Here is a 24,655-nt window from a genome sequence, read left to right on the forward strand (position 1 = left end):
CTTTTTGTAGATGCCAAGTACGCTCGAAATTGAGGGCTATTACTTTGATACGCAAGAACTGAAGAACGCGTATCACCTCGTTTCGGTTCCGAGTGCGATGGAGGAGACAGATTACTCGGAGGCCGCACTTCGGGGAGTGCTACGCTATTTCGCTGATTGGGGGCCCGCGAGGGAAGAACAACTGAACGACGCAGTTGTCGATACGACCGAGACGCTAACAGCCGAGGAAAAACGCGCCCTCTATCAGACCTTCACCAGACGTCTTTCAGCAAGTCTCAATGATCAGTATCGCTTCGATATCGACCCTGCCGACCTAGAACGGTTTTTCGAACACATCGGCACCGACCCAGTGCCGGAATCCTTCGCAACGTTCCTCTTACAATCGATTCGACAGACATCACGCCGTATTCACGAGTACCGACAGGAACTTCAAGATGAGATCGAAGAAGGGGAAGCCAGTGAACCGAACAGCTTCTGCGAGGCGATTCGACGCCTTCCAAGCCCCTATCTGAAGGCGAAAGCGAACCAGTACCAAGGCGACGACAAGATCAACCGGGTTCGCTACCGAGCGCTTCAGTCGATTACGTCGGATAGCGGGTTGACGACTGACGAACTAGCCACATTCATCGAGGAAGAGAACGAGAAACACGAGAAGAACATCGCTCAGGGTTATAGACCGTTCACTACGGTCGGCCAGCTATACTACGACTACTACAAGCCTCGGCTGAACGCCTATCTTCGGACGTTATCCAACTTCTTCCTCGAGCAGAGTGGCGCACAGGAGTCGACCCAGCATATCGTCAACCATTCAGAGCCCCGTCACAAGCTGGACGACTTCGCTTGGCTAGCGATATTTCCAGCCACCCACGAGAGCCAGACCGAAGCGTACCAACTGTATCTCGGATTCCACGGTGATCGTCTCTCATACGGCCTCCACGTAGGCGACGAGAAACGTGATGGGGAGTGGAAACAGCAACGTGACCTCGAACGGATAACCGACGAAGCGGTGACTGCCGGAGCTGTGCTTTCGAAATTCGAGTCGGTCCTCGAGAGCTACCACACGCTCAATGGAATCACCGAACCGAGCCGGCCCGAGCGGCCACCGATAGCTGGTGTTGTCGAGCGTCAACTCAAGAGTTCGAAGCAAGTCGTTTTCTATGGTCCGCCTGGAACGGGTAAGACGTTCGAGGCGAAGCGGTTCGCCGACTGGTGGGTGAACGAGCGAACTGAAGGCGAGCCGACACAGAGTCAGGTTCGGTCGGTCACATTCCACCCGTCGTTTTCCTACGAGGACTTCATCGAGGGTCTGACTGCCGATGCGACTGAGTCCGGGAGCGTTTCCTACCGAGTCGAAGACGGCGTCCTGAAGAAAATCGCCGGGGACGCATCCGACGCCCTGCAAGCAACCGCTGACGGTGAGACATCACCACCGTTCGTTCTCATCATCGACGAGATCAACCGCGGTAACCTCGCGCAGATATTCGGTGAGGTGATCACGCTCCTCGAAGCCGACAAGCGGGATAGCTTCGAAACCGAGCTCGCCCACTCGGGGGAGACGTTCACGATTCCATCGAACCTCTACGTCATCGGGACGATGAACACGGCCGACCAGTCCATTGCGCTGGTCGATACTGCGCTTCGACGGCGGTTCCGGTTCATCGACTTTCCCCCAGATCTGGAGTCGGTGTTCGACGAGTACGACACCGTAACGACTGATCCACGAAGCGCTGTCACAGAGCGATCTGATGCAGTCCCACCTAGGGAGCGACTCTTGGGCGTGAGTATTCTCGCAGTGCGAACGCTGAATGACCGTATCTTGGCAGCCCCTCAGCTCGGGAAGGGGAAACAGCTGGGACACACGTACCTTCTCAACCACGAGTCGGCGAGTGCGTTCTCCGATGCCTGGCGGTACGACATTCTCCCACAACTCGAGGAATACTACTTCGGTCAGTTCGAGCGCCTTCGTGACGAACTCCTGCGTGAGACGGGCGATCGACTGGTAGACTGGGACACCGAACGGATTCGATCGTTCGATGTACACGAGCTGTATCTTGCACTATGTGCCCTCGCGGGTATAGACGACCCCGCCCCGCTTCCTCGATCTGTAACTGCAGAGTCCAATGGAGGCGCTACCGGAGCAGTACAACAGGATGCAGAAGACCCGTGGGCTGCCGGCGAACGAACACCCGAGACGTTCCGTCAGCGACTAACATCGACACTTGACAGCGAATCGGCAGCACAGATCAACAGAGTACTCGACGCTGGTGACGAGATTGGCTGGTTGGACGCGGGCCGAGGCAAGCACAATGCGTCTGTGATGGTGAAGTCAGACGATGTCGATCCCGGTGTCGGAATCATCAAAATCGACGAAAAGGGAGAAATTGGGTTCCGGTGGAATTGGTTGCACAACCGGGATGAGAACCCACTCACCCGCGAGTTCATCGAACAAGCCGGCCGCGTCTTCAACGACATCGACGGCTACGAGCACAACTGGAACCCGGACGCAGGAGACAATGGCTCATTCAATGAACCTACCCTCGCCATAGACGAACTCGCCGAGGAAGCGATTACGACTCTCGAAGAGGGGATTCGATCGTTCGCGAAAGAAGCGCGGTCGTTCCGGGATGAGTGACTTCGTTCCCATCGGCCAACTCGGTCCGCCGATCCAAGCAGAGAGCGAGGCCGGACCGACCCGTGATGGAGACATCGTCTCCCTCGACGAACACGACAGCACTCACCCCATCGACCTCAGCCAGAAAGACATCACGTTCTTAGAGTCACTCGATGATATAAGCCAGACGACACCGCTCGAAACCGCCTTCACCAGCGACGGCCTAGTGATCATCGAAACCGGTTCTCACGTGGGGACGATCACACTTCCCAGCGGGCTACAGATCGAAGTAACGCCAAAACAAACGGTAACCCGGTTGCTCTGGGCACTACAGTACGCGTTCGATACTCCCGTGGATACGTTTGACTTCGAAACGTCGTTCACCAGTGCATCATCGTTCTTCGATGCACTTGGCGTGCTTTTCCAAGCAGAGCTACAGACCGTCCTCGATCAAGGACTTCACCGTAACTACACTCGGACGCGCGATATTCGAGAGCACGTTCAGGGCCGAATAGACGTACAGCGACAGCTCCAGCGACCGGCCGCTGTGACGACCAACTTCGCTGTCGAGTACGACGAATTCACTACCGACAACCTGTTGAACCGGGCTGTTCTCGCCTCATTACGGATTCTCTTGGTGCTCGTTCAAGATGAGAAGTTATCTAGCCGACTGAAGCACCAGGAGCAACAGCTTCGGGAATTCGTTTCCGTGGAACCGGTCTCGATGGCCGATGTCCGGCGAATCGAGCTCTCCCGTTTGAACGACCACTACGAGGCGTTGCTCGAACTGGCGCGATTAATCCTCGCACGCGAGTTCTTCGAAGACGTCCGGGCGGGGGAGCGACGCTCGCTGGCGTTATTCGTCAATATGAACGACGTGTTCGAACGGATAGTCGAACGGTCGTTCCGAGCGGCGGCGAAGAATCTTGACGGTCTCCAGGTAGCAGGGCAGGCCTCGATACCGAACGTGGTTGAAGGCCCACACGCAGTATCAATGCGCCCCGACATACTCGTCACTCGTGACGACGGCACACCGGTTACTGTGGCTGACGCCAAGTGGAAAACGGGATCGACCTCGTCAGGCGACGTGTACCAACTGACGTCGTACATTTTGGCCCTCGAAGCACCTGGTGCAATCGTCTATCCGCAGACGGGTGGTGAGCGGAAAGAGTCGAGTGTGATGGGAACCTACTCGCTCCGTTCGATCGAACTCGCAACCAATCCCGACGTAGAGACGTACGACGACTATGCCACAACTCTCGAAGAGAGTGCTTGCCAGTATCTGAACGCGGTTGGGGAAGCACTGTAGTCCTTTCACGACCGGACGGATTGATCGCGCGTCTACCTGCCGGACGTGCGCCAGACGACGCAGTCACTGGTCTATTGCTTCGCTAACACCCCCCGAAGGAGGTTCGACCTCTTCGACGAGACGCTGTATGTCGTCGATGGGTTGGGGGTCAATCTCGTGCCGACTTCCCGTTTCGGTGTAGAAGATACTAGCAGTGATCTCGCGGTCGGGATAGACTTCGCGAGCGACGTGGTAGTACACGCTCAACTGCTTGCGATACTCCTCTTCGCCATGTCGGCCCCGGTCAGTCTTGTAGTCCACAATCTCGACACAGTCAGGGGTCACGCACACGAGGTCGACGATGCCCGAAATCGTGACACGATCACCGTCGACCGACAGCGGTAGATACGCGTCCTCTTCGACCAACAAGTCCCCGTCAAACCCGTCGATGAGTTGCTTGACGTGCGCTTCGTCAGTATTCCGCGGTTCGACGCACTCACCGAGTGCATACGCCTCGGCGAAGTCGTGAACCTGCGTGCCGAACTCAGTCCCTCTGCCGCCCTCGACGTCCTCGAAGACGTCGTCGTGCATGAGTGTGTGTGGCGTGTGGCCTCGTGGGCCCTCTGGGACTGGCATCTCGACCTGAAGCGGAGTCTGTTCCGTCTCCTTCTGCGTGCGCTCCGTGACGTCGGGAGCGATTTCCTCGACCTCGACTGGGAGTTCTTCGACAAACGTGTTCGGGTCCTCGCCGGCTGTGAAGACGACGTGGCTTTCGGCGCGGGTGATGGCGACGTACAGCAACCGGCGTTCCTCGTCGTACTCGCGAGGTGAACACTTCTGGAGGACGTCGGCTTGCCAGTTGTCGTAGACGTGTGGCAGCCCGTGTGCCTCCTCCGAGTAGATCTTACGCTGCCGCACCCCGTTGGGTTCGTCGTAGCTAATGACCCCGCCACCACTGCCACCCGGCGGGAAGCGCCCGCTGTTCATATTCGCCAGAATGACGATGGGATACTCGAGGCCTTTCGTGGCGTGAATCGTCTGGACGGTCACCGAGTTCGTCCCCGCCCCGGCGTGCACCTCGTGGGTACTCCCGGCCTCGATTGCGCGCTCGATGAACCGGATGAGGTCGCCACGCGTCTGTGTGGTCGCGTTGTGGACCGACTGGAGCGTATGGAGGACGACGTCGGCAGTCGGCCCAGCGTACCCGTAGCGCGCGAACACACACCGGGCGACGCCGCCAAGCGTCTCCATTCCCTGGAGCTCTTCGCAGAACTCGACCATGTTCTCGGGGTATGCCTCACGTTCGAGGACGGCATCGATTTCGTCGAGCGCGTACCCCGCGCGCTCGAGGACGACTGCCCAACCACGGTCGACGTCGTCTTCGAGGATGCGCAACCAGGCGAGCAGAAGCTTCGCCTGATCGGTTCGGAAGAGTTCGATTCCACCCTCGTATGCCATCGGGAGACCGTACTCTTCGGCAGTCCCGAGCAATTCGCGACCGAAGTCACGGGTACGGGTCAACACTGCGACGTCGCTATACTCTGGCGCCCGGAGGCCACCGTCTTCGTCCTCGACGCGGTAATCCTCGTTGCCGACGATCCCCTGTATCTTCGCCAGCACCGCTTCCTGTTCCTCGTCGCTCTGGACGGCTTCGATGGTGGTGTTCTCGTGGTCAGCGTTCGACTCGAGTGAGACGATGCGGTCATCGACCGCATCGACGTCGACGTCGTCGCGATTCGCCGCGGGGACACGGAGGCCGTGTTCCGAGAAGTCGAGGATCCGTTGGGTGGAACGGTAATTCTCGACGAGTTCGATGGTGGTGATGGGACTCGTAGGGAACGAGACCCGTTCGTGGTCGCTGTTCAACTGCTCGACGAATCGACCGAGTCGATCCTCGAACTCGACGATGTTGGCGACGTCGGCGTACTGGAAGCGATAGATGCTCTGCTTCCAGTCTCCGACGACACAGATGTTGTTCGTCCCCGCCAACAGGAGCGCGAGTTTGAACTGGATCTCGCTGGAGTCCTGGAACTCGTCGATCATCACGTACTCGAACGCGACCTCCTCGCGCAACTCGTGGTTCTCACAGAGCAGGACGAACGCGAACAGTTGGAGCATCCCGAAGTTCAGGTAGTTCCGCCGCAGCGCGAACCGCAGGTACTCGTGGTAGACATCGTGGACGAACGCCTTCAGTTCCCCTCGGTCCTCGGCAAAGACGAGTTGGGCGATGTCGTCGGGCACCTGCTTGCCGCTGCCGCGAATCTTCGACTTCTCGGGCGCATCTGGCAGGTATGTCTTGTTCCGGCCGTACCGACCGAGTTTCGACCGCAGCAGCGACTGTTTGCTCCCACCGTTGCGCGATTCGTTCAGCTCGTCGAACTGTTGCTTGAACGCTGCAAAGTCGCCATCGAGGTGGCGCTCGCCGTCGCGGTACCAGCCGTCGGCGTCGGGGAATACCCCCTTCGCGGCGAGCTGGTTGACGAGTCCCAGCAGGTCTTCTGGGTTCGAGAGCGCGCGGAAAACGTCGTCGTACTCGGGGTGGTCGTCGCTGAATCGGTCGATGAACTCCTCGAACAGGGCTTGTTCGACGAGTTCGTCCTCGATGATGCGCGTCGATCCGGTGATGCGGTCGTCGATGCCGAGGTAGGTTGGCGCGGCGTGGCCATGCTCTTCGAGGACGTCGTGGCACAGCGAGTGGAACGTCTGGATCGGTGCGTCCGCGAGGTCACGCATCCCGTAGTGGCAGTTGCCGACGATGCGATCTTTCATCTCGCCGGCCGCGTTGTTCGTGAACGTTACAAGTAAGACGTCGTCAGGCTCGACGTCGTTCTGTGAGACGATGTTGGCGTAACGGCGCGTCACGGTGAACGTCTTGCCGGTCCCGGCGCCGGCGTCGACGAGGTAGAGACCGTCCGTGCTGTCGATGAGTTCCTGTTGCTGATCGTTCGGTTGGGGGTCGGTCATCGGTCACCCTCCAGGAGGAGGTCGCGGTTGTCCACGTAGCGGTAGTTCGGTTCCCCACCGAGTCCCTCGACGGGGAAGCGCTCCTCACCTGCACGTCGTCGATTCAACTCCTCGAGACGCTCGTCGACGAACGGCTCGAACGCGTCAAGGTCGTTCTCGAAGAACGCCTGTCCACGGACGCGCGTCAACTGACGCAGCGCCTGCTTGCAGCCCGACTCGACGTACTTGTAGTCGCCTACGCAGTCTTTCATCCGTGCAGTTAGTGTCTCGCCGAACACCGAGTCGATGAGTTCGTCGCTGTCAGTTGTATCCGGTGGGGCCGCCTCGTCGAAGACCGCAGCGTAGTCCTCGTAGGCCACCTGAGAGAGCGTTTTCTGGCAGTTGTTCGAGCCGTCCTCGACTAGCTCGTCGAAGAAGGACTCGGAGCGGGCGTATTCGTCGAACGGCATCGGGTAGTACGAAACCGTCGTTAGCGTGTCGTCAAGGTCAACTTCGCCGGCGACGACATCGTCGAGCGTCTCGAGGAAGTGGAAGAATGTGAACTCGAGTTCTTGGTCGGGATACTGCGAGCGCCAGTGGGTGAGGTACAGCAGTGCTTGGAAGTTCGGCGAATCGCTCGGCGGGTCGAGCGCCGAACTCTTGACGACTTGACCGGCGCTTTTGCGCCGGCCGCTCTTGTGGTCGACCAGCCGGGATGGCGAGTGAATCAGATCGATCTTACCCTTCAGTCTCAGGTCGTCGTTCTCGAACCAGCGTTCGGTGATGGGAGAGGCGACGGATTTGTCGAAGCGCTCGGCAAAGACGTTCGTCCCCCAGTCGCTCGTGGTGGTGAGGAACTCGCCGTCGACCGGCCTGTTCTCCTCGAAGAACGCGACGATGGTCTCCAGACCAGCACGGTATTTGGTCCGTCGGGTCGCTTCGTCGACCGACCGGACGAACGGTCGCGTTTCGTTGAGCACGTACTCCACGACGTCGTCGATAACGTTGTCGTCGACGAACTCCGGGTGGGTGACGTAGAACTCGGCGAAATCGTGGAACAAGTTGCCTTCTTTGAAGTAATCCTTGTCTGGGCCGTCGACAAGCCGGCCGAAGAAGTGGTCGCGGGGCGAGTTGACGTACGTGCTAAGGCTCGACTGGCTGATGGTCGACACCTCGGTGGTGGTGGCGTCGGACGATTCTTTCTCAAATCCACCACCAGAACGACCGACCCGTCGCGTGTGCGTTTCGGATTCGAGGTCGCTGAAGCGCTCGAACTCTTCGTCAAGCAATTCTTCGAAGTAGAGACACGGCGTAACCGGTGAACCTCCCTTCGCATCCTGGACGAGGTAGTATTGGGTTCCCCCGCTCTGGAGAAGGAGCCGAAACTGCTGGATGTTGCGCGTGTACTGGGCGTCCTGGTCGACCCAGGGGCGACGTGGCGCCGAGTGTGTCCAGTCTTCGTCCAATCCCAGGTAGAAGACGACCGGGCGGTCGACGTAGGCGGCTGACTTCGCGTCGGCGAGCAACACACCCTCGTTCTCACGGTCGACGGGTACCTCGTAGCTCTGGAGGTAGAACACGAGCTGGTCCACCGCGCGCTCGGTTGCGTGCGTGTCGGCGATTCCGAGCGTCTCCAGTTCGTCACGGAATGTGTCGAGTCGGCGGTCTACCCTGTCCTCGAACCGATCGAGCACCTCAGCGAAAGTCCGGTTCTCGATGCGGTCACAGAAGTCGACAACCCAGTCCAGTTCACTGTCGTCGAGTTCGTAGAGCCGTTTCTCGTCGTGTTCGACGTCTATAGAGACGCCGAGTCGAGAGAGGAGTGGCCGTATCTCGCCGACGCGAGTATCGGTGCCGCCGTGTGCTGCACGAAGCAACTGGACGAACGTGCGGTGATCCGGATGGTCGACGAACCCGGGGCCACCGTAGAACGGGATGTCGTCAGCCTCGAAGGCAGACTCGATGAGTGGGGAGAACTCACTCCCCTGATCGAGTACGACAGCAACGTCGTCGGCGTTCTCTTCGGTAACGGCGTCGACGACGGTGTCGACGATTGCTGTCGAGGAGTCGAAGATGTGGAACGGTGGATGGTCGAACTCCCTGTCGTCGAACGTGTCGTACGTATCGTAGTCGTCGGGGAGGATGGAACGCTCCAGTTGGGTCAGTTGCTCGTCGCCGACGACGGCGACATCCTGCTGATCGTCGATTCGATACTCGGTGAGTCGCCAGGAGGTCGTCTCGAGGTCAGCGATGTGCTCGACGGCTTGGCGTGTGGCGTCGTCGACGTAGGCGTCGTAGTCGAGAATCGCCTCGAGACGCCCATGATGTTCCCAGCACTGGAGGATGTTCCCGATGGCGTAGGCACCGCGCTTCCAGTCCAAGTCGGTCCGTTCGACGAGTTCGAGGAAGGCAATGCGGTCCTCGGCTTCTTCGCGGCGACCCGCTGCGAGACGACGTGGGGTTATCGCAAACGATCCGAGGTGTGGCCTGTCGATACGGCGGTTCAACGCACTGGCCAGCGGCGCGTCTGGGACCACAACGAGGTCGTATCCAGCGACCTCATCGTAGAGGTCGTCAACCGGCTTGGCCCGAGGAAATGACACGACAGAAAGAGCAGACTGTCAACTAATAAAGGTTCATAGAGAGAGCATATCGCATTCAGTAAACCGGCACTCCCTCCCCAAGATACACTCTGAACGGGGGTGTCAGCGGAGGGGTCTCACACCGCCACAGTAACTAGTCGAATCGGTAGCTGTAGAGTATATTGATAGTGTCAACTCGGACGTAGAATCGTCTGAAAAGTCGAGAGTGGTGTCTGTCGCTGTGAACGACAGTCGTGTCCCAGTATTACTGCCGGACGACGTTCGCCGCGCGAGGCCCCTTCGGCGAGGACTCGATGTCGAATTCGACCTCAGTACCTTCCGTGAGGTCTTCGCCGCCGACATCCTCCATGTGGAAGAACACGTCTTCGTCGTCGTCGAGGTCGCCGTCGTCAGTCGAAATGAAACCGTAGCCGCCTGTGTCGTTGAAGAAATCAACCTTACCGTTTGCCATTACAAACAAACAGAGGGCCGAGTGACGGATAACGTTTCCGAGGGTCAAGGTATCACGGCACCTTCACGACCGCCACAGTAGCTACCAAACAGCGATTTCAGCGCCAGCAGTACCGAACCGAGAGGACGTGAACAGCTGAAACAATGGCTTGGAGCTGCTGAGCCTGATGCTGAAACCATGAGCGAGGTTCCTGATAAGATCGGTAGTACCACGGCGAATTCACAGCCGTCTTCGTACAGCCTCCGGACGCGGACAGGTCCTCGCCAACGCCGCTGTCTCCGGCTGCGATGGCGCATTCGCTCGGCTACGGCATCATTCCGGACGACGGCGGTTTCGCCTCGTGGTTCGATCCCTCTCCAGTGTGGCACGTCGCTTCGTCGCACGTTCGTCGTCTAAGACGGACTACGACGTGAGTCGTCGTTTCGAAACCATACTCGGGATTCGAGTTCCGCGAGTTCCTCGGAGCCGCTCCGGGAGCGACTCCCGGATGTCCTCCCTGCGCGCGCTCCGGCCCCTTCGATCCAGGGGTGGTACGGTCCTCACAGCACCGCCTGGTCTCGAAAGAGCGGGGAATGGGCGGACCGCCTCGAATTCGTGTAGGGATCGTTTACTAGGCCAAGATTCATACTTTAGCACGGAAAGTCAGGGAGTATGTCCTTCTCCTTTGGGGTGGCAACGTGGCTCCTGCTGGGAGTTTCTTGCCTCAATCTCGGACTTGCTATTATGGCTGTCCGTCGAAGGGGGGTCCAAGGCGCGGTGCCGTTCGCTGCGACAATGATCTGCGTCTCGCTGTATGCGTCGGGGAGTGCTGTTCAGGGCGCAAGCACGACTCTCGCGACCTATCGAGGAGGCCTTTTCGTCAGCTACGTCGGATTAGTCGGGCTACCGCCGACGCAACTGTGGTTCGTCCTCGCGTATGCAGGCCACGAGTCACTGCTCCGTCGACGGGCCGGCGTTCTACTCCTCGTCGAACCGGCTATCGTCCTCGCACTCGCCGCGACATCGCCGATGCACGACCTATTGTGGACGATTACCGGATTTACCGGTGCACCTATGGCGTACGTCGACCGTGCGCTCGGGCCGGCGTTCTGGCTCAACATCGTCTACTCGTATGCGTTGCTCTTCGTGAGCTACCTGATTATCATCCTCGTCGGGATTCGACGGCACCGACGATATCGGATCCAAGTTGGGCTGATATTGTTCGGCGGTCTGGTTCCCCTCCTCGTGAGTTTGTTTTGGGTGTCAGGTATCTCTCCGCTCGGATCGGTGACGCTCGGTGGATTCAGCGTCGGCCTCCCGAGTTCGATAGACCCGACCCCATTCGCGTTCGGAGTCACGGGTATCACATTCGCGGTTGCCCTCTTTCGCTTTGACTTCCTCGAACTCGCACCCGTTGCAAGACACGCGCTCGTCGACGAGATGACCGATCCCATCTTCGTCGTTGACTTGGATGGCCAAGTCGTCGAAGTGAACGCGGCCGCCGTGGAACTACTGGACACCGAGACGCCGGTCATCGGCCAACCCGCTTCCGATATCGTTCCATCCTACGGCTCCACAGCAGAAGACGAGAACGCCCCGGAGGCAGACGTCTCCGTCGAGTCCGCGGATGGGAAGCGGTACTTCGACGTCACCCAGACGGCACTGACCGATCAGACTGGCGCCGAACTCGGATCGCTCCTCATCTACCGGGACGTGACCGACCGGCACGTGGTCGAAGAACGGTTCCAACGGCTCATCGAGCGGTCGTCCGATGTCGTGACCGTGATGCAAAAAGACGGAACGGTCACGTACGTCAGCCCGTCGGTCTCGGAGATACTCGGCTACGACCCGGAGGAGATGATCGGTGAGAACATCATCGACCGAATTCACCCCAATGATCGAGAGGAGATCATCATGGAACTCTCGAGGCACGCGGACGACTACGGCTTCGTCGGTCAGTACGTCGCGAGATACCGCGATGCCGACGGCAACTGGCGGACGATGGAAGCGCGTGCGACGAACTTGCTCGGCGACCCGTACGTCGAAGGCATCGTCCTCAACTCGCGTGACGTGACGAAACAACGGCAGCGAAAACGACAGCTCGAACGCCAGAACGAACGACTCGACCAGTTCGCGAGCATCGTTGCGCACGACCTTCGAAATCCGCTTAATGTCGCAGCCGGTCGGGCCGAACTTCTCAAACCAGACGTCGACGAGGAAACTGCCGCGGCCATCGACGATATCCAGCGCCAACTCGGCCGAATGGAGGACATCATCGAGGACTCGCTCACGCTGGCTCGGGCCGGCGAGATAGCCGCCGAGACAGCGGACGTGGACATCGGAACGCTCGCTCGTGACGCCTGGGAAAACGTTGCGACCGGTGAGGCGACGCTCGTCGTCGAGACCACCCTCGAACTCGAGGCTGACGGTGATCGCTTGCTCAACGTCTTCGAGAACCTGTACCGAAACAGCGTCGAACACAACGACTCGACTGAGATGACCGTCGAAGTCGGTCCCTTATCGGGCGGGCGCGGATTCTATGTCGAGGATACCGGTACCGGAATCCCCGAACGCGAACGGCAGAACGTTCTCAAACAAGGATACACGACGAGTCAGCAGGGAACGGGGTTCGGCCTCGCAATCGTCCAAGATATCATTAAAGCACACGGGTGGCAGCTCTCGGTTTCGGAAGGCGAGGAAGGGGGAGCGAGGTTCGAGATCGAATGTAGTGAATCTCTCCCCGAAAAGGAACCCGGCCACGCCACGTCCGACTAGCGCGCTGTCACGGTCGTATTCGTCACAGACGGCCGGCAATCTCTCACCCCGCGCTCTGTCTCTGTGCTGTGGCGCCCGACCACCAATTACTGCCCAGGCGACCGGGTCCGGTGGCCATCAGCCACCCAGTCCACACCACCGTGTCTGTCGTGCCGCCGTCGGCAGAGGCCGAGTAGTTGGCGACGGGGCGGCGACACGCGGAGCGCGTATACAGCACCCGCATACGCCGACCAACGACACTCTCCCTCGGAACGCGACAGGCCGGGGGTGGATGCCAACGGCCCCTACCGAAGCGTACTTACCGACTGTCCGAGCATGGGCTAATCTGACGACTGTATGCGCGTGATAATCGCCGGTGCCGGCCGGGTCGGAACGAGAGTCGCAGCCGAACTCGCGAGGAACCACGACGTCGTGATGGTCGACGTAGACGCGGACCGCACCGACGGTCTGGGCTACGAACTGGACGTGCTGACGGTCGTGGGCGACTGTTCGTCTATCGAGACGCTACGGGAATCGGGGGTCGAAAGCGCCGATCTACTCATCGCAAGCACCGGAAGCGACGAGATCAATCTACTGACCTGTGAGACCGCGAAATCCTTGGCGGATGTCACGACCGTCGCACGGGTAAAGGGGTTGAAATACATCGACACGTGGGACCGAGCGGAGGACGTGTTCGGTGTCGACTTCATGGTCGGGACGAATCTGTTGACAATCGGGGCAGCGGTCGGCGGGACGGGACTGGAGGCAGCGCAGGACTTCGACGTCTTCGCCGGCGGAACGGTCCAGATGGCCGAGTTCAACGTCGAATCGGGCGGCGCTATCGTCGGCAAGACGATCAGCGAGGCTGATCAGTTCGAATCGCTGACCTTCGCTGCGATCCTGCGGGGGGGAACGACCATCGTCCCGCGTGGCTCGACCCGAATCGAGGCGGACGACGATATCATCGTCATCGGGAAACCCGCATCCGTTCACGCCTTCGGCGCCAAACTCGGGCACGCCGAATCACCGACGAGAAACGTGCTGATCGTCGGAGGTAGCGATATCGGCTATCACACCGCTCGGCTCCTGGAGGAGCGTGGCCTGCGCCCCCATCTCCTCGAAGCCGACCCCGACCGGGCACGCGCACTGTCGGAGCGTCTTTCGGTGACGACCGTCCGCAACAAGGACCCGACTGTTCGTGACTTCCTCGACGACGAACGGATCGAAGACATCGACGTCGTCGTCGCCGCACTCGACAGGAACAGCGAAGCGAATCTTCTCTCGGCGTTGCGGGCCAAACAGGTGGGCATCGACCGGTCAGTCGCAATCGTCGACCACGGCGAATACGTCGAACTGTTCGAGGATGCTGGCGTCGATGTCGCGGTAAATCCACGGCGGGCAACCGCGGAGGAAATCGTCGAGTTCGCCCGCGATCAAGACACACAGAGCGTCGACCTCCTCGAACACGAGCAGGTAGAGGTGATCGAAATCCGGATCGACGAGGAGAGCATTCTCACCGGGCGTCCAATCGAGGAGGCTATCGGTGACCTCCCGGACGGCGTCGTGGTCGGTGCGATCACCCGCAACGGGAGCTTCCTGATGCCCCGCGGTGATACCGTCGTCGAATCGGGGGACCATGCCGTCGTTCTCGCCGACAGTGACGTAGCCGAAGCGACGATCAACCTCCTATGAGACCGCGTGACGACGAACGCTCCCGGACGATGCGGTCCCGACGCTCGCGTCGTCTGGAACGGAGTGTCGGTGCATGCGCGTGAGCGTCAACTGGCGACAGAGCTGTGCGTACGTGGGCACGCTGCTCAAGTATCTCGCCGTGACGATGCTCGTCCCACTGACCGTCGCCGTCGTCTACGGTGACGACCAGTTCGTCTTTCTGGCATCGATGGTGATCACTGCCGGGATCGGTCTGGCGCTCGAACGACTCGAGGACGGAGCCGACCTCGGACTCGAAGAGGCGTTCCTGTTCGTGACGCTTGCCTGGGTTGGGGTCTCCGTGGGCGGGACAGTGCCGTATCTACTGGCGGGGTTCGACACGGCGTCGACCGTCGGCCTCTCGCTGGACTCGCCGGCTGCACTGGGGAACTCACTCGTCAACGCACTGTTCGAGTCGACGTCGGGATACACGACGACGGGGGCGACGGTCCTCGAGGAGATATCCTTCGAGCGTCACTCCCACGCCCTGCTGATGTATCGGCAACTGACGCAGTGGCTCGGCGGGATGGGTATCATCGTGCTCATGGTCGCGATTCTGCCCGAACTCGCGGTCAACGGTGCTCAGTTGATCGACGCGGAGGCGCCAGGACCGGAACTGAAGAAGCTCACCCCCCAGATCGCCGAGACGGCACGCATCCTGTGGCTGGTCTACGCCGAGTTCACCGCGTTGTTCATCTGTCTGCTGTACGCGCTCCACCTTCTCGGTGTTGCCCCCAACATGGATCTGTACAACGCGATTGCACACGGGTTCACGACGCTCCCGACCGGCGGATTCTCGCCCGAGGCAAACAGTATCGCAGCCTTCTCGCCGGCGGTCCAGTGGCTCGTCATTCCCTTTATTATCGTCGCAGGGACGAACTTCGCGCTCTTCTATTTCGTTCTGCAACGGAAGTTTGCGGAGGTGTTCCGGAACCGAGAGTTGCAGGGATACGTCGGCGCAATCGTCGGCATCACACTGTTGCTCTGGGCGATGCTGTTCACCGGGGCCGCCCCCGCACTCGGCGGGCTGGGTGGCACCACTCAGGGTGTCGCCGAGAACTCGCTCCGGCAAGCGCTGTTCCAGACCGTGACGCTACTCAATTCCACGGGCTACGCGACGAGTGATTTCGCTCAGTGGAGCGAGTGGACACAGGTACTCCTGTTGGCCGTCATGTTTATCGGCGGGTCCGCCGGGTCGACCGGCGGCGGCGTCAAGGTCATCCGGTGGCTGGTCATTCTCAAGGCCGCGCGACGCCAACTGTCGGCGACGGTGTATCCCGACGTGGTGGAACCAGTACGGCTCGGTGGACAGGTCATCGACGAAGACGTCGTCAGCGGTATCTTTGGATTCACGTTCCTCTATCTGTTCATCTTCGCCGTATCGGCGGTGATCATCGCCCTCGATACGGGGCGTGTCGGACTCCAACTGACGACCATCGAGGCGCTCAGCGCGAGTATCGCGACCATCGGGAACATCGGCCCCGGATTCGGGATGCTCGGCCCGTTCGGCAGTTACCTCCAGTTTCCCGCGACGTCGAAGGTTCTCATGATCGTGCTGATGTGGCTCGGACGACTCGAAGTGGTGCCGGTGCTGGTGCTGTTCACCCGCTCGTTCTGGGAGTGGTAACGCCACACGACGGCTCCGGCATCTGCCGTCGGTCTCCGATATCGGCCGCGTCCCAGAAGACATCGGCGTGAAGCCGCCGACGCCGACGCGCAACCGGGAGCAAGCGTCGTCGGGCCGACCCACCGACCTGTCGTCGCGTTCGTCTCCCTGATCGACACAGCCATCGGGACTAGAGACTCGGGAGAGCACCGACCGCCTCTCTCTCCGGCGAGCACGAAAGCGGCGCTGTGACACCCTCACAGACGCGGAACTTGTCGAACGAGAGAAGGCTAAAATCAGTTGTTGACCGTGCCACGAACTTTTGCGATCCGGCGGAGATGGTGACATATGAACCGCCGTCAGTTACTGGGGGCGAGCGCGCTTGCGTTAGCCGTTCCGCTCGGTGGCTGTGCGTCATCCGGAGAACCGGCGGCCAACTCGGCGTTTTCACTCACGCGGACGGGAGACATCCCAGTTGCAAAGCACACACGCGAGTTCGTCCGCTCGTACCCCGGTCAAGCGCCCGGTACGGAGGTCGTTTTGGGCGAGACGTCGAGGCCCGTGAGTGTTCATGGGGTAGAGATATACAACGATTCCGAGGATGCGGTGAGTGTTTCGCTAACCGTCGACCTGGGGTCGAACGAACGGGCGCTGGTATGCGAGGGAACGGGAACGATTTCGCCCGGAGGCTACATCGCACTCGCGCTCTCCCGTCCCGCGACGTACACCACCAGACTCGCGGTGAGTGGGGCGGACGGCGACCTTCGGAAAGCCTTCGACGTGCCCCGGAGCGCGTGGAACGCAAAATCGGGCGGTGACGAAGGACTCAGTCCGGAACACAACGTCCACATTCGACGGGACGAAATCGAGGTGCGGTTCGTCGGGGAGGGGAGGTAAAGAGAGGAGCAAATGGACGCCATCGATCCCTGAAGCACTCACCCGTTCGTGTGCGCTTCCACTCGCCCGGGACGGACGCGGGTTCCCATCCCGTGAGAATACGCTAGCACCACTTTAGTAGCGCTCTTGTACTCTTGACTGCGGACGTGACCGCAGTGGGACGGTTTTCCTGCCGTGACGGGGATCCGATAACAGAGACACACCGAAGAAATAGATGGCACAGATCATACTCGGGACGTTGCACGGTCTCTACGTGGCGGTCTTCAGCCTCGCTGGTCTCATCTGTCTCGGTGCGCTACTCGGCGTTCGGACGCTCTCTCACCCCGACATCCGTCGTGGAGTCGCCGGACTGTTCCTGTTGAACGGGGTCTGGGCGCTCCTGATGGCGGCCCGACTCCTGTTGCCGGCGCTGTCGAGCAAACGTATCGTATATCTCATCGGACTGATCGCCGGCATCGCCACCGTCTTCGCGTGGCTCTACTTCGCTTCGGCCTACAGTGGCCGGCAGTACCACCGATCACGGTCCCTGCGACTCCTCGCTGTCAGCGTCTTCGCCGCGATTGTACTGATGAAGGTGACCAACCCGATCCACGGAGCGTACATGCAGATGCGAATCGTCGCGGACCCGTTCCACCACGCCCGCGTCACGCACTTCGCCCCCCACTGGCTGGTGACTGGGTTCTCGTACACCGCGTCCGGGATGGGATTTTGGTTTCTCTTCGATTCGTTTGCCGACGCCGAGACGCGTCCGACGGCGCTGTATCTGCTCGTCTCGGTCACGGCACTCCCGCTTGTTCCGTACATCGCCGCCTACTACGACCAGGGGCCGGTACTCCTGTTGAACTACGAACCGATTGGTGTCGCTCTCTTCGCACTCGGTGTGTTCTGGTACGCGCGCGGCGAGTTCACCCGCCTCAGCAATCCCGATCAGTCGTCTATCGCCGAGAGCATCTCCGAGGGGGCGCTCATCCTGGACGATCACGGGACGGTCGTCAACTACAACGACAGCGCGGCCTCCATCCTCGAAAACGAGCCTATTCAGGGCCGACCCCTCACCACCGCCGACCCCGAACTGGCGAACCTAGGTAGCGGTGAAAAGACCGTCATCTCCCGGTCGCTCGGTGACCAGCGTGCCAAGTTCGAGGGCCACCGGGTCGACATCAAGGCCGAGACCGCCTCGGAAGCGATCACGCTCACCGACGTGACTCAGATTGTCCACCTCGAAGAGGTCGCCCGGCTGTTTCGTGAACTCAACAAGGTGCTCGTCCAGAACGGGGATCCAGACGAGTTCACGACGCTCGTTCCGGAGAAGTTGTCGACCATCGACGCGTACCGGGTGGCTTGGCTGTACGCGGTGGCGGACGACGAGACTGGCTACGTCGCCGGGCACCCGGACGGGTACGTCCACCGGCAGCGCAGCGACATCGACGACCCCGATCCAGTGTGCAGAGCGGCCGACGCCGGCGCCGACGAAGTCCACGTCGTCGACGTCGACCCGGACCGCGATGACGGCTGGGAAGCGGCTGCTGCCGACCGAGGGATCACCGCGTGTCTGGCAGTCCCGTTGCGCTTCCCGACCGGCCGGGCGTACGTTCTCGGCGTCTACACGACTGCGCTGGACGGCTTCAGCGAAGCCGAGATCGAGTTGTTCCGGGACATTTCCGAAGCAATTCCGAACACGGTCGCCGCCATCACGGCGCATCGAGAGGCAAAGGAGTATCAAAAGGCAGTCGAACACGCCGGATACGCAATCTTCATCACCGACGCCGACGGCGTGATCCGCCACGTCAACCCGGCGTTCGAGGAGATCACCGGCTACTCCGCCGAGGAGGCCATCGGGCAGACGCCGCGTATTCTCAAGTCCGGTGAGATGGACGAGGGGTACTACGAACGGCTCTGGAACACCGTGCTCGCGGGCGAGGTATTCTCCGAGCAGATCGTCAACAAGACCAAAAGCGGGGATCGGTATCTCGCCCGCCAGACGGCTGCACCGGTCACCGACGAGCACGGAGCGCCGGTCGCGTTCGTTGCCATTCAGGTAGAACTGACGGAGGATCTCGTCCGCGAGCAGCGTCTGTCGGTGTTGAACCGGCTGCTCAGACACAACCTCCGGAACAAACTGAACGTCATCTCGCTCCAGATGACGCGACTCGAAGACCTCTACCAGTCCTCTGTCGACGACGACGAGCGGGAAGCACAGACCCGCCAGGTCGCCCAGGCAGTCCAGGGCGTGACCGAGACGATCATCGCTCGATCCGAGAAGGCACACGAGATCGAGCAGATCTTTGATCGCCTCGATGCGACGGGCGGGCGGCTACCGTTGGGGTCGGCCACGACGTCGATCCGACAAGCGCTCGCTGACATCGAGGCGACCACGACACTCGATGTCGACGAGCGTCTCGCCGGCTACGAGGTCACCCACGAGATACTGACGATCCTCGACGAACTGATCGCGAACGCCGTCAAGCACAACACGAATCCGGATCCGGCAGTACACATCGATGTCACGCTCAGCGACGAGGGCGAGGTTCAGTTCTCGGTGCGCGACAACGGTCCCGGGCTGTCCGCCCAAGAACAACACATTCTGACCACAGGTGAGGAAACACAACTCACCCACAGCAGCGGGCTCGGTCTCTGGAAGGTGACCTGGATCGTGACGTACTGTGGCGGGATGGTGACGGCCGACGTCGACGACCACGGGACGACAATCGACGTCTTCGTCCCGGCGTGGCCCGCCGACAGCGCCCAGGATCGCTCGAAGGAGAGTGCCCCAGCCAACGGAGGCCGGGGCTGAACCCGCACGGGTGACACCGACCCCCGGGAACCAGCGGTTCTCGGCGTGAACCTGACCGCGGGTTCGTTCCGTCGGTGGCGGACCGGTATTCCCTCGTCGGTGGCTACGTCCGCGGTACGGAAAAGCTATTTTCGAGTGGCATGGGACGTGATGGTATGGATGGGACGGGGACTGCCGAACGAATCTTCACTGCGCCCGACGCTGGCGCCCCGATGGAGACACGCAGCGAAGTCGAAGCCGTCGCGGGGCGTGGCCTTCGGGGTGACCGGTACTTTAGCGAAAACGAAACCGGGACGTTCGTCTCTTGGGAGCAGAGCGAAGCCCGGGACGACGGCTACGACCTGACGCTCATCGAAGCGGAAGCCATCGACGCGATCGCCCGCGACGCCGATATCGAACTCGACTCCGGCGAACACCGTCGGAACGTCGTCACCCGGGACGCCGCACTCAATCACCTCGTCGACACGCGATTTCGCGTCGGCGACGCTATCTGTCGAGGGGACCGTCTCTGCGAACCGTGTCACTACCTACAGGACCTCGTCGGCGCGGACGTCCTCGACGCGCTCGCCCACCGTGGCGGGCTTCGAGCGGATATCCTCGTAAGCGGGACCATTCGTCCGGGTGACACCGTCGAACCGCTCGAATGACGCTCCGTATCGAGCCATCGGAGAACTTACTCGACGTTGTGCCCGATGATGGCGACGACGGGGCGGAGAGCGGAATCGAGTCGGCGGCGAGAAACCCCGCCTCCATTGTGGGGCGTCCGCTGTCCCATCTCCACCGACACGGAGTGTTCCGAAGGTCACCCCGTTCGTTGGTGTGACAACCGCCTGCCGGCCAACAGTTACGTACGTACAACCCACTCACCGACAGTATGGGAGCGAGCACACGAGAAAACGGGGGCGACGTTGCCGATTCCGGGCTGACATTCCTGCGACGGTGGTGGGTTCTCACCCCGCCATACGGCTACGTGATCGGAATCCTCCTCTGGCCGGTGCTGCTATCGCTTGCGTCCGTGTGGGCCGTGTTGTTGCAGTCCGGACTCCCCGCACTCGTCGATACCCTCGGCGGCCTCGTCGTCGGTGTCGGTGGCTTTGTTTCGATCAGCGTGAGTTCGGCGCTGTCGATGGGCGGAACGGCGTGGAACACTCCAGACGAGCGCATTCGGCGGCAGTTCGCGGCCCTGTCGCTCGCTCTCCCTCTCGCAGGACTGCTGTTCGGTCTGTATCGGAACTGGCCACTGCTGCCGTTCCGTGACGAACTGGGAGTGACTGTCTTCGTTGCACACGAACTGTCGAAGATTGTCTTCCTGGGTCCGGCGATTGGATTCGCGTTCGTGACCGTTCCACTGGGAGTCCTCGCGTACAGGTGTCGCTGAGAGTATCCTTCGGTCGGCGCAGAGATCGTGTGATAGCGAGCGACGGGAGGCGGAGCCTCGGCCCACAGATTGAAGTCGGTCGGGTCCGGAGTGCTCGGTATCCCGTCTGGATCGACCGACGTCGAAGGGTCCGGACGACCGAGCCATGAGCGATACGAGCGACACTCACCGACCCAGACTGGACCGCGAACAGCGCCGGGAACTGCGAAATCTCGGCTGGCGCTGGCTCGGCCGCCGGCGCGCAAAACGCCCGCGGTCGGTCAGTCGGCGGCATCTCGTCGACGCCGAGGTGGACGACGAGACGGCGCTGGTCGACCTAGACGCCCGCCTCTAGGGCGCCCCTGCGATGACGAACAGGGACGCTTCCTCGGTGTCGATCTGGCGGGTCGACGCCGGGTCGACGCGCAGGGCGTCGCCAGCCGCCATCGACACCGTTTCGTCTTCGACGGTGACCGTCGCCGCCCCCTCGACGAGGACGTACACTTCCTCTTGACCGTCGTCTTCGTGGTCGTGGGGCTTCCCGCTCCAGCCGGCCTCGACGTCCAGCACCGACACTCCGAGGTTCGCACAGTCGAGGGCGTCGCGCAGGAAGTGCAGGCCGCCACCGACCGGGTCGACATCGTGGTACTCGACGCGTTCGTGTGTCATAACCGGACGGTGGGTCGGAACGGGCAAAAATCCCCCAGTCACCGACGACTGTCCGCGTGACCCATCGCCCTCGACGTGGGCCGATACGACCGACGGGGTGGGGCGTGACCGGTGTGTCGCTGGTCGGTCGTCCCCGCGGAGTCACCGCGCGCACCGGTATCTCAAACCGGTCTTTGTGTCTCCCGGACACCTTTGTCACTTCCCGGCGGAGGTCGTCCTACCATGCAACGACACGCGTTCGTCGCCGTGGGACTCGCCGCCCTACTCGTGATCGCCGGCTGTTCGGCCGGGTCGTCGACGACCGCCAACACGCCAACACCGTCGACAGCGGACAGCACTATCCGCGTCGCCGGAAGCGGGAGCGCCGACGCCGAACCGAATCAGGCCGTCGTCGACGTGGCGGTCGTCGCGACTGCCCCTGACGCGGCGACCGCCCGCCGTGACCTCACCCGCAACGTTTCGCGGATGCGTACCGCCCTCACCGACGCCGGCGTCGCAGAGGATCACATCACCACCCAGCGCTACGATATCCGGCAGGATCGCCGTCGGCCCCGCGAAGAGGGCGCCGACCCCCAGATTCGATATCGAGCCATGCACGACTTCGAGATCACCGTCACCGATCCGGACCGCGTCGGCGACATTGTCGACACCGCCGTCGCCAACGGCGCTACCGAGGTCGACGACGTGAGTTTCACGCTCTCGACCGACCGCCGGCGAGAACTCGAAGGCCGCGCCCGGAGCGCTGCAATGGCCGACGCCCGGACGAAGGCCCGCGCGCTCGCCAGCGACGCGAACCTTTCTGTCACCGGCGTGAACGTCATCCGGACGACCCGAGGAGGGTCCCCTCGTGCCGCCGACGAGGGCGCCTATGCGACCGAGACGCCCGTTGCGACCGGCGCTCCTCCAACCGACATCGAGTCCGGTCCCGTGACGGTGCGGGCGTCGGTTCAGGTGGTCTACGAGGCGGCACCCGACGGCAACGCGACGGCAGGGTGAGGCGTCCGCGAACCGTGGCGTCTCATTCGAGCTGGTGATAGTCGAGTTCGTGGCCTTCGTCGAGAGCCGCCTGTACCGCCTCGCTCGGCGCGTCGACAGGCTCGGCGTGCGTCGTCATTCCACCGATTGCAGCCCGTCGGTAGTGGATGTTACGCTGCCACGTGCCGTCGGTTTCGGGGTAGTCCGTCCGATAGTGGGCGCCGCGCGATTCGGTGCGCTCGTCGGCACCCCGGAGCACGGCTTCGGCGGCCGTCAGCATGAATCCGATGTCGATAGCGAGTTCGAACGACCGACTCGTGACCGGTCCGACTCGCATGTCGCCGGCCTTCTGTCGAACGTCATCGAGCGCGTCGAGGCCGTCGGCCAGCGACTGTTCGTCGCGGAGGAGACCCGCGTGCTCCCACGTGAGGGCCTGTAGTTCCTCGAAGACGGTCTCGGCGTCGTAGGCCCCGTCGCTGTCGGCCATCCGGTCGAGGTCGGCCAGATGCGGTTCGACGACCGTCTCGATGCAGGTCTCGGGCACCGATCCGGGTCCGTCGACGCGGTCAGCGATCCGCTTGCCGGTGAGGAACCCGTACGCGACGGTTTCCGCGAGCGAGTTGCCCCCCAGCCGGTTCGCGCCGTGGACGCCGGCCATCGTCTCCCCAATCGCGAACAGCCCCCGGATATCCGTCTCACCGTGAGCGTCGACGGCGACGCCGCCCATGCCGTAGTGGGCCGTCGGAGCGACTTCGACCGGCTCCGTCGCCAAGTCGACCCCGAGGTCCTGAAACCGCTCGTACATCCGGGGGAGTCGTTCCTGAATGAACGACGACTCGCGGTGGGAGATGTCGAGATAGACGCCGCCGTTCGCCGTGCCACGCCCCGCAGCGACCTCCTGAGCGATGGCGCGCGCGACGACGTCTCGGGCGTCTAACTCCATCTGCCCCGGCGAGTACCGCTCCATGAACCGCTCGCCGTCGGCGTTGTAGAGCCGTCCCCCCTCGCCTCGAACGGCCTCGGTGACGAGTCGGCCGCTCCACGGCTCCCACTCGGCATCGGACTCGTCGACCGCCATCCCGGTCGGATGGAACTGTACGAACTCCATGTCCATCAACTCGGCACCGGCGTCGTAGGCCAGCGCCGGGCCGTCGCCGTTGTTCTCGTCGTCCCGCGAGGTGTGGCGGCCGTAGATGGCCGCGTACCCGCCAGCCGCGAGCACGACCGTTCCGGCATTGAACAGGACGAACTCGCCGCTGTCCATGTCGAACCCGACAGCGCCGTGAATACGGTCGCCGTCGGTGACGAGTTTGGTTATCATCACGTCCTCGCGATACGGGATTGCGAGCGACTGCGCCCGGTCGATCAGCGTGTCGAGGAGTGACTCACCGGTGTGATCGCCGGCGAACGCGGTGCGACGGAACGACTGTGCGCCGAAGTACCGCTGGTCGATCTCACCGTCATCCGTCCGGGAGTAGTCCATCCCCCACTCGTCAAGCTCTCGAAGCCGCTCGGGCATCTGTTCGGCGACGGCCCGAACTTTCTCGGGATCGTTGACGAAGTGGCCCTCGTCGAGGGTGTCCGCGGCGTGGATCGTCCAGTCGTCCTCCGGGTCCCGCGTCCCCAAGGCCCCATTGATACCGCCACGTGCCCACGTGGTGTGGGCATCACCGTGGCTCCGCTTCCCGAGAACGAGCACGTCGTCGACGCCGCGCTCGGCCAGTTCGATTGCCGTCCGGGCGCCGGCAGCACCGGCGCCGATTACGAGCACAGAGACGTCGGTTTCGGCGTAGTCCGGCGGGTCCGACCTCACCCGCTCGTCACGTTGACTCATATCGAAACGTAGGGTCGAACGCACTTAGCGTCGTCGCGCGCGTGCGCGCGAAGCTGAAAACGAACACCATCGCCCCGGTGTCCCGAGCGGCGGGCCGATCCGAACCGAGCCAATCCGTGTGGTGTCGAGTCGGCAAAGGCACACTCCGAACGGCAGCGTGCGGTCCACGTCGTGACCCGACTCG

At 61.8% G+C, this 24,655-nt stretch carries 16 protein-coding genes; 11 read left to right on the plus strand and 5 right to left on the minus strand.

Annotated elements, in window-relative coordinates:
* The first annotated feature begins 97 nt into the window (after positions 1–97).
* The gene (locus tag NO878_RS03385; RefSeq protein WP_256404550.1) at positions 98–2,632 is read left to right on the plus strand and encodes an McrB family protein; all 2,535 of its coding nucleotides are present in this window, start codon (positions 98–100) and stop codon (positions 2,630–2,632) included.
* Positions 2,625–3,920, plus strand: coding sequence for an McrC family protein (locus NO878_RS03390; RefSeq protein ID WP_256404551.1), 1,296 nt, complete (start codon positions 2,625–2,627; stop codon positions 3,918–3,920). Before NO878_RS03385 ends, NO878_RS03390 begins: the two co-directional genes overlap by 8 nt.
* A 63-nt stretch (positions 3,921–3,983) precedes the next feature.
* Here the strand turns inward: NO878_RS03390 and NO878_RS03395 are convergent, their stop codons facing one another.
* From NO878_RS03395 to NO878_RS03405, 3 genes are all read right to left on the minus strand, one after another.
* Positions 3,984–6,863 (minus strand): UvrD-helicase domain-containing protein, encoded by a 2,880-nt coding sequence (locus NO878_RS03395; protein ID WP_256404552.1) that lies wholly within the window; start codon positions 6,861–6,863, stop codon positions 3,984–3,986.
* Entirely contained in the window at positions 6,860–9,445 is a 2,586-nt protein-coding gene (locus NO878_RS03400) for a PD-(D/E)XK nuclease family protein (protein WP_256404553.1), read from the minus strand. The genes NO878_RS03395 and NO878_RS03400 overlap by 4 nt, the downstream gene beginning before the upstream one ends.
* A 244-nt stretch (positions 9,446–9,689) precedes the next feature.
* Positions 9,690–9,896 carry a cold-shock protein gene (locus NO878_RS03405; protein ID WP_008418277.1) on the minus strand — a complete coding sequence of 69 codons (207 nt, stop codon included), beginning with the start codon at positions 9,894–9,896 and terminating at the stop codon, positions 9,690–9,692.
* 651 nt (positions 9,897–10,547) lie between these two features.
* Here NO878_RS03405 and NO878_RS03410 point away from each other — a divergent pair.
* The 8 genes from NO878_RS03410 to NO878_RS03445 all read left to right on the plus strand — a co-directional run bounded on the left by NO878_RS03410 (position 10,548) and on the right by NO878_RS03445 (position 21,348).
* Positions 10,548–12,650, plus strand: coding sequence for a sensor histidine kinase (locus NO878_RS03410; protein WP_256404554.1), 2,103 nt, complete (start codon positions 10,548–10,550; stop codon positions 12,648–12,650).
* 336 nt (positions 12,651–12,986) lie between these two features.
* Complete coding sequence (trkA, locus tag NO878_RS03415) at positions 12,987–14,321, plus strand: Trk system potassium transporter TrkA (RefSeq protein WP_256404555.1); 1,335 nt, start codon at positions 12,987–12,989, stop codon at positions 14,319–14,321.
* A 73-nt stretch (positions 14,322–14,394) separates the two neighbouring features.
* On the plus strand, positions 14,395–15,966 hold the full coding sequence (locus tag NO878_RS03420) for a TrkH family potassium uptake protein (RefSeq protein ID WP_256404556.1): 1,572 nt from the start codon (positions 14,395–14,397) through the stop codon (positions 15,964–15,966).
* Positions 15,967–16,551: 585 nt separating this feature from the next.
* Positions 16,552–16,842 (plus strand): hypothetical protein, encoded by a 291-nt coding sequence (locus NO878_RS03425; RefSeq protein ID WP_256404557.1) that lies wholly within the window; start codon positions 16,552–16,554, stop codon positions 16,840–16,842.
* Between the two features lie 214 nt (positions 16,843–17,056).
* Positions 17,057–19,636 carry a PAS domain S-box protein gene (locus NO878_RS03430; protein ID WP_256404558.1) on the plus strand — a complete coding sequence of 860 codons (2,580 nt, stop codon included), beginning with the start codon at positions 17,057–17,059 and terminating at the stop codon, positions 19,634–19,636.
* A gap of 155 nt (positions 19,637–19,791) precedes the next feature.
* Positions 19,792–20,283 carry an MOSC domain-containing protein gene (locus NO878_RS03435; RefSeq protein ID WP_256404559.1) on the plus strand — a complete coding sequence of 164 codons (492 nt, stop codon included), beginning with the start codon at positions 19,792–19,794 and terminating at the stop codon, positions 20,281–20,283.
* Positions 20,284–20,510: 227 nt separating this feature from the next.
* Positions 20,511–21,014 (plus strand): hypothetical protein, encoded by a 504-nt coding sequence (locus NO878_RS03440; protein ID WP_256404560.1) that lies wholly within the window; start codon positions 20,511–20,513, stop codon positions 21,012–21,014.
* Positions 21,015–21,159: 145 nt separating this feature from the next.
* Positions 21,160–21,348: a hypothetical protein gene (locus NO878_RS03445; protein WP_256404561.1), complete on the plus strand. Its 189-nt coding sequence runs from the start codon at positions 21,160–21,162 to the stop codon at positions 21,346–21,348.
* Here NO878_RS03445 and NO878_RS03450 read toward each other — a convergent pair.
* Positions 21,345–21,662: a cupin domain-containing protein gene (locus NO878_RS03450; protein WP_256404562.1), complete on the minus strand. Its 318-nt coding sequence runs from the start codon at positions 21,660–21,662 to the stop codon at positions 21,345–21,347. The genes NO878_RS03445 and NO878_RS03450 overlap by 4 nt on opposite strands.
* 222 nt (positions 21,663–21,884) lie before the next feature.
* On the opposite strand from NO878_RS03450, the gene NO878_RS03455 reads away from it, so the two are divergent.
* Positions 21,885–22,658 carry an SIMPL domain-containing protein gene (locus NO878_RS03455; protein ID WP_256404563.1) on the plus strand — a complete coding sequence of 258 codons (774 nt, stop codon included), beginning with the start codon at positions 21,885–21,887 and terminating at the stop codon, positions 22,656–22,658.
* Between the two features lie 22 nt (positions 22,659–22,680).
* Here NO878_RS03455 and NO878_RS03460 read toward each other — a convergent pair whose 3' ends face one another.
* Entirely contained in the window at positions 22,681–24,471 is a 1,791-nt protein-coding gene (locus NO878_RS03460) for an L-aspartate oxidase (RefSeq protein WP_256404564.1), read from the minus strand.
* Between the last annotated feature and the right edge of the window lie 184 nt (positions 24,472–24,655).

The organism is Haloplanus ruber (assembly GCF_024494725.1).
Lineage (GTDB): Archaea > Halobacteriota > Halobacteria > Halobacteriales > Haloferacaceae > Haloplanus > Haloplanus ruber.

Coding starts and splice junctions, on each gene's coding strand:
- NO878_RS03450 (WP_256404562.1), bottom strand. CDS start 21,662: ATGACACACGAACGCGTCGAGTACCACGATGTCGACCCGGTCGGTGGC.
- NO878_RS03445 (WP_256404561.1), top strand. CDS start 21,160: ATGAGCGATACGAGCGACACTCACCGACCCAGACTGGACCGCGAACAG.
- NO878_RS03455 (WP_256404563.1), top strand. CDS start 21,885: ATGCAACGACACGCGTTCGTCGCCGTGGGACTCGCCGCCCTACTCGTG.
- NO878_RS03440 (WP_256404560.1), top strand. CDS start 20,511: ATGGGAGCGAGCACACGAGAAAACGGGGGCGACGTTGCCGATTCCGGG.
- NO878_RS03405 (WP_008418277.1), bottom strand. CDS start 9,896: ATGGCAAACGGTAAGGTTGATTTCTTCAACGACACAGGCGGCTACGGT.
- trkA (WP_256404555.1), top strand. CDS start 12,987: ATGCGCGTGATAATCGCCGGTGCCGGCCGGGTCGGAACGAGAGTCGCA.
- NO878_RS03460 (WP_256404564.1), bottom strand. CDS start 24,471: ATGAGTCAACGTGACGAGCGGGTGAGGTCGGACCCGCCGGACTACGCC.
- NO878_RS03395 (WP_256404552.1), bottom strand. CDS start 6,863: ATGACCGACCCCCAACCGAACGATCAGCAACAGGAACTCATCGACAGC.
- NO878_RS03430 (WP_256404558.1), top strand. CDS start 17,057: ATGGCACAGATCATACTCGGGACGTTGCACGGTCTCTACGTGGCGGTC.
- NO878_RS03385 (WP_256404550.1), top strand. CDS start 98: ATGGAGGAGACAGATTACTCGGAGGCCGCACTTCGGGGAGTGCTACGC.
- NO878_RS03390 (WP_256404551.1), top strand. CDS start 2,625: ATGAGTGACTTCGTTCCCATCGGCCAACTCGGTCCGCCGATCCAAGCA.
- NO878_RS03435 (WP_256404559.1), top strand. CDS start 19,792: ATGGATGGGACGGGGACTGCCGAACGAATCTTCACTGCGCCCGACGCT.
- NO878_RS03420 (WP_256404556.1), top strand. CDS start 14,395: ATGCGCGTGAGCGTCAACTGGCGACAGAGCTGTGCGTACGTGGGCACG.
- NO878_RS03410 (WP_256404554.1), top strand. CDS start 10,548: ATGTCCTTCTCCTTTGGGGTGGCAACGTGGCTCCTGCTGGGAGTTTCT.